General features: G+C 64.3%; 4 protein-coding genes and 1 pseudogene. 2 read left to right on the top strand and 3 right to left on the bottom strand.

Annotated features, from left to right (window positions below):
- Nucleotides 1-378 (bottom strand): annotated as a pseudogene (locus JYJ84_RS28295) (dihydropyrimidine dehydrogenase); the annotation flags it as partial.
- A 127-nt stretch (nt 379-505) separates the two neighbouring features.
- A complete protein-coding gene (locus JYJ84_RS28290) occupies nt 506-1786 on the bottom strand; it encodes a Zn-dependent hydrolase (RefSeq protein ID WP_122950293.1) in 1281 nt (426 codons plus the stop codon).
- A 356-nt stretch (nt 1787-2142) separates the two neighbouring features.
- Here JYJ84_RS28290 and JYJ84_RS28285 point away from each other — a divergent pair, with 356 nt between their 5' ends.
- Nucleotides 2143-2841 carry a TetR/AcrR family transcriptional regulator gene (locus tag JYJ84_RS28285; RefSeq protein ID WP_122950292.1) on the top strand — a complete coding sequence of 233 codons (699 nt, stop codon included), beginning with the start codon at nt 2143-2145 and terminating at the stop codon, nt 2839-2841.
- 372 nt (nt 2842-3213) lie between these two features.
- A complete protein-coding gene (locus tag JYJ84_RS28280) occupies nt 3214-3867 on the top strand; it encodes a response regulator transcription factor (RefSeq protein WP_122950655.1) in 654 nt (217 codons plus the stop codon).
- Nucleotides 3868-3998: 131 nt separating this feature from the next.
- Here the strand turns inward: JYJ84_RS28280 and JYJ84_RS28275 are convergent.
- Nucleotides 3999-4920, bottom strand: a 922-nt coding sequence (locus JYJ84_RS28275; RefSeq protein WP_205189745.1) for an acetyl-CoA C-acyltransferase, incomplete at its 5' end; no start/stop codon positions are given.

Below are 4920 nucleotides of genomic sequence, written 5' to 3'. Positions count from 1 at the left end.
CGCCCAGTCGGTCGCATGCCGCTGCAGCGCGCCGATCGCGACGGGCTGCGCATCCTGGTGGTTGCGCACGCATGCGCCTTCGCACAGGATCTCGGTCGGACACACGCGGGCGCACATCCCGCCGAGCGGATTCGCCGACAGGATGTCGGTCGCGGCGCCCTTCAGGTTGCCGTTTCCGATCTTGCGGATGAAGCTCGGGATGTCGATCTGCGTCGGGCAGGCCTGCACGCACGGCGCGTCATAGCAGTAGTGGCAGCGGCTGGCGGCGGCCGCTGCGGCAGTCGGATCGAGCAGCGGCGCGATATCGGCGAATTCGCACGAGAGTTGCGTGGACGACAGGCGATGCGCGGCGATATCGCCGGTTGGCTTGGTGGTCATACGCGTTCCTTCGACTGGGTGGAGACAAAGCCGTCCCCGCCGGCTGCAAATGCACAGTCGGGGCGGTCGTTCTTAGGAATGCTACGGTCAGGCGATGAGTAGCCTGCCGGCTGCTACGGTCTCTGCGTCATGAAACCGGCTCGCATGCACGCGACAGCATCGCGTGCAGCAGCACGTTTGCGCCGGCCTCGATCCATGCGGGCGTCGCGTCCTCGATCTCGTTGTGGCTGATGCCGTCGACACACGGCACGAACACCATCGACGTCGGCGCGACCTGAGCGAGATAGCACGCATCGTGGCCGGCACCCGACACGATGTCGCGATGCGAGAAACCGAAGCGGTCGGCCGCGCTACGCACGGCTTCCACACAGGCAGCGTCGAATGCGACCGGCTTGTAATAGAAAATCTGCTCGAGTTCGGTCTCGAGCCCGATGTCGCCCGCGATACGCGCCACGCCGTCGCGCAATGCAGCATCCATCTTCGCGAGCACCGCGTCGTCCGGATGACGGAAATCGACCGTGAAGAACACGCGGCCCGGAATCACGTTGCGCGAGTTCGGATGCACCTGCATCATGCCGACCGTCGCGCAGCCGAACGGCGCATGATCGAGGCCGATCCGGTTGACGAGATCGACCACGCGCGATGCGCCGAGCAGTGCGTCGCGGCGACGCGGCATCGGCGTCGGCCCCGCGTGCGCTTCCTGGCCGGTGAACGTGATCTCGTACCAGCGCTGCCCCTGCGCGTCGGTCACGACACCGATCGTCTTGCACTCCGCTTCGAGAATCGGCCCCTGCTCGATATGCAGTTCGAACGCCGCGTGCAGCTTGCGCCCGCCGCACGGCACGTCACCCGCGTAGCCGATGCGCGCCAGTTCCTCGCCGATCGTCTTGCCGTCCACGTCCTTGCGCGACAGCCCGTATTCGAGCGGGAACACGCCCGCGAACACGCCGGATGCGACCATCGCGGGCGCGAAGCGCGAGCCTTCTTCATTGGTCCAGATCACGACCTCGACCGGATGCTCGGTCTCGATGCCATGATCGTTGAGACTGCGGATCACCTCGAGGCCGCCGAGCACGCCGTAGATACCGTCGAAGCGGCCACCCGTCGGCTGCGAATCCGCGTGCGATCCCGTGACGACCGGCGCCGCATCGGCCACGCGGCCCGCGCGACGCATGAACACGTTGCCCATCGTATCGACCGTCACCGTGCAGCCGGCGGCCTTCGCCCAGCCGACGATCAGGTCGCGGCCGGCCTTGTCGAGATCGGTCAGCGCGAGGCGGCACACGCCGCCCTTCGGCGTCGCGCCAATCTTCGCGACTTCCATCAGGCTGTCCCACAACCGCTTGCCGTCGACCTTGATCGACGTGTCGAAAGCTGCCCGCTTCACTGTTTCCGATACCGCGTTCATTCGTATCGCTCCTGTGGGGTCGGTGATGTCGTCAGCCCGGTCTGTGCCGGTGCGTGTCATGCCTGTTTCGGGGCAACGCCGCCCAAGCGCGGTGCATGCCCCGATCGTTCGCGAAGTTCGTCCGATGAATCGGGTCGAAAGGTTTCCGCCGCTCGTCGAATCCTGTCCGATTGGACAGGTTTTAGACGATCAAAATGACCAAATCAATCTCTTTCTTGCGTGAATGAATGGAGCGAGAAACGTGCCATCGCAACGCAGCATGACGATGAATGCGCGATGTCCGCACACGTGCGCGCGATGCGAATCAGCGGCTAGAATGAAGCCCAACGCGGCATGCCCGCCGCGCGAGGGCAACGATGAGACATGACGAGGCGGCAACCGAAGCCACCGACAGCGACGAAACGCCCGCGCCTTTGCGGCGACGCAAGGCGCACATCCGCGAGTCCAACGAAGCGCATCTGCTCGCCTGTGCAGAGGCCGTATTCGCGGAACGCGGGCTCGACGGCGCGAGCACCGCGATGATCGCGGAGCGTGCCGGCCTGCCGAAAGCGAACCTGCATTACTACTTCCCGACGAAGCTCGCGTTGTACCGCCGCGTGCTCGACGACCTGTTCGAGGACTGGCATCGCGCGGCCGGTTCGTTCGAGGCCGACGACGATCCCGTCGAAGCGATCGGTGCCTACGTGCGCGCGAAGATGGCGCTGTCGCGACGGCGTCCGCTCGGCTCGAAGGTCTGGGCCAACGAGATCATCCACGGTGCGGAGCACATGCAGGACATCCTGTCGGAACGCGTGAAGCCGTGGTTCGATACGCGCGTGAAGGTCATCGATGGCTGGATCGCGCGAGGGCTGCTCGCGCCGATCGACGCGCATGCGCTGATGTACCTGATCTGGGCAACCACGCAGCACTACGCGGATTTCGATGCGCAGATCCGCGCGCTGAGCGGCAAGCGGACGTTCACGCAGAAAGCGTTCGACGAGAAGACCGAACAGGTCGTGCAGCTCGTGATTCGCGCGTGCGGCGCGGTATCGCCGGAGGCAAAGCGCTCGGCATGAGAACGTCGGCGGATGCCGCGCCGCTGAGTGGCTCGTCTCTGCGCAATCACGGGCAGCCTCGACGGTAGTAACGGCCAACCCCAAGCGACGGGTCTCAGCAAAACCATCGCGCCATCACGTCGTCAAATGTGACGGCCCAATGCCCGTTCAAGCTATTCGGAACAATCTGCTTTTCGCCAGGAAATATCTGATGCACCACTCGGCGCATTCGCTGTCAATCCGCATTCAAGTAAGGTAAGCGGCAAAGACGGGGTGGCTTTGCGGCAATGGGCGCCGATACCTTGTCAGCCATCGCTTCAACCGAAAACCGCATAGACTGCCCAGCCAGTGCTGGCGTGTTCGGCGAAGAAAATCAATCAAGCAGAGGGGACCGTGAATCGTCGTATTGTGATCGTGGACGACCATCCACTGATTCGAATGGCAGTGCGAGTGATTCTGGAGCGTGACGGCCATGAAGTCGTCGCGGAGTGCCGCACGGGCGTGGACGGCGTCCAGGCCGTTCGGGCGCTCAAGCCCGATCTGGTCATCCTGGATCTGGTCATTCCCGATCTGGACGGCTTCTCGGTCATGGATCGCCTGCGCGGCGCCGAACTGGACGCCAGCATCCTGGTGCTCACGTCCGGCGACACGCGCAACTATGCAATGCGTTGCCTGCAAGCCGGCGCGTCAGGCTTTGTCTGCAAGGACGACGGGCTGGATGAAATATCCAAGGCCGTCAAGGCGTTGCTCGCCGGCTATTCGTATTTCCCGCAAGTGGTCACCAACATGCTTCGCGAAAACTTGCTGGAAGTCGCGGCGAGCGAAGCCACGGGCCAGGCCGCAGAGCTCGATGGGCTCACCGACCGCGAAATGACGGTCCTCGGCCTGTTGGTGAAAGGAATGAACAACCAGGAAATCGGACGTACGCTCATGCTCAGTCACAAGACGGTGAGTACCTACAAGGTGCGTCTCATGAGCAAGCTCAACGCCCCGAACATGGTCGAACTGGTGAAGGTCGCGCAGCGCAATGGCATAGCGACATCCTAGCTTTTTTCAATTCGATCGATTGACGCGCGCGCGCGAGATGCCCAAAAGAATACGGGCGACTGGCAACGCGCGGAAGATTCCCGCGCGATACCCGTCGCCCGCGTTGCAGCGTGCGTACTATGCGCCGTGCGTCAGGCGATGCGTTCGATCGCGATCGCCGTCGCCTCGCCGCCGCCGATACACAGCGACGCCACCCCTCGCTTGAGTCCGTAGTTTTCCAGCGCGGCCAGCAGCGTCACCATCACGCGCGCGCCCGATGCGCCGATCGGATGGCCGAGCGCGCACGCGCCGCCGTGCACGTTGACCTTGTCGTGCGGCAGGTCGAGATCGCGCATCGCGGCCATCGCGACCACCGCAAATGCCTCGTTGATCTCGAACAGATCGACGTCGCGCAGGTTCCAGCCGGTCTTCTCCGACAGCTTGCGAAGCGCGCCGATCGGCGCCGTCGCGAACAGGCCCGGCTTGTTCGCATACGTCGAATGTCCGACGATCACGGCCTTCGGCGTGAGGCCGAGCCGCTCGGCTTCCGAGCGACGCATCATCACCAGCGCCGCCGCACCGTCGGAGATCGACGACGAGTTGGCGGCCGTCACCGTGCCACCTTCGCGGAACGCCGGCTTGAGCGTCGGAATCTTGTCGAGCTTCGCCTTGCCCGGCTGCTCGTCGATCGACACGACCGCTTCGGCCTTGCCGGCCTTCACGGTCACCGGCGCGATCTCCGACACGAAGCGCCCTTCCGTGATCGCACGTTGCGCACGCGTCAGCGATTCGATCGCGAACGCATCTTGCGCTTCACGCGTGAACTGATAGGACTGCGCGCAATCCTCCGCGAACGTGCCCATCAACCGGCCCTTGTCGTACGCGTCTTCCAGTCCGTCGAGGAACATGTGGTCGAGAACCTGCCCGTGACCCATGCGCATCCCCGCGCGCGCCTTCGGCAGCAGGTACGGCGCATTCGTCATGCTCTCCATCCCGCCCGCAACGGCCACACCCGCCGAACCTGCCAGCAGCAGGTCGTGCGCGAACATCGCGGCCTTCATCCCCGAGCCGCAC

The organism is Burkholderia sp. LMG 13014, assembly GCF_905232215.1.
Taxonomy (GTDB): Bacteria; Pseudomonadota; Gammaproteobacteria; order Burkholderiales; family Burkholderiaceae; genus Burkholderia.
Note: the sequence above shows the minus strand (reverse complement) of the source record. Positions and strands in the feature narration are given on the sequence as shown.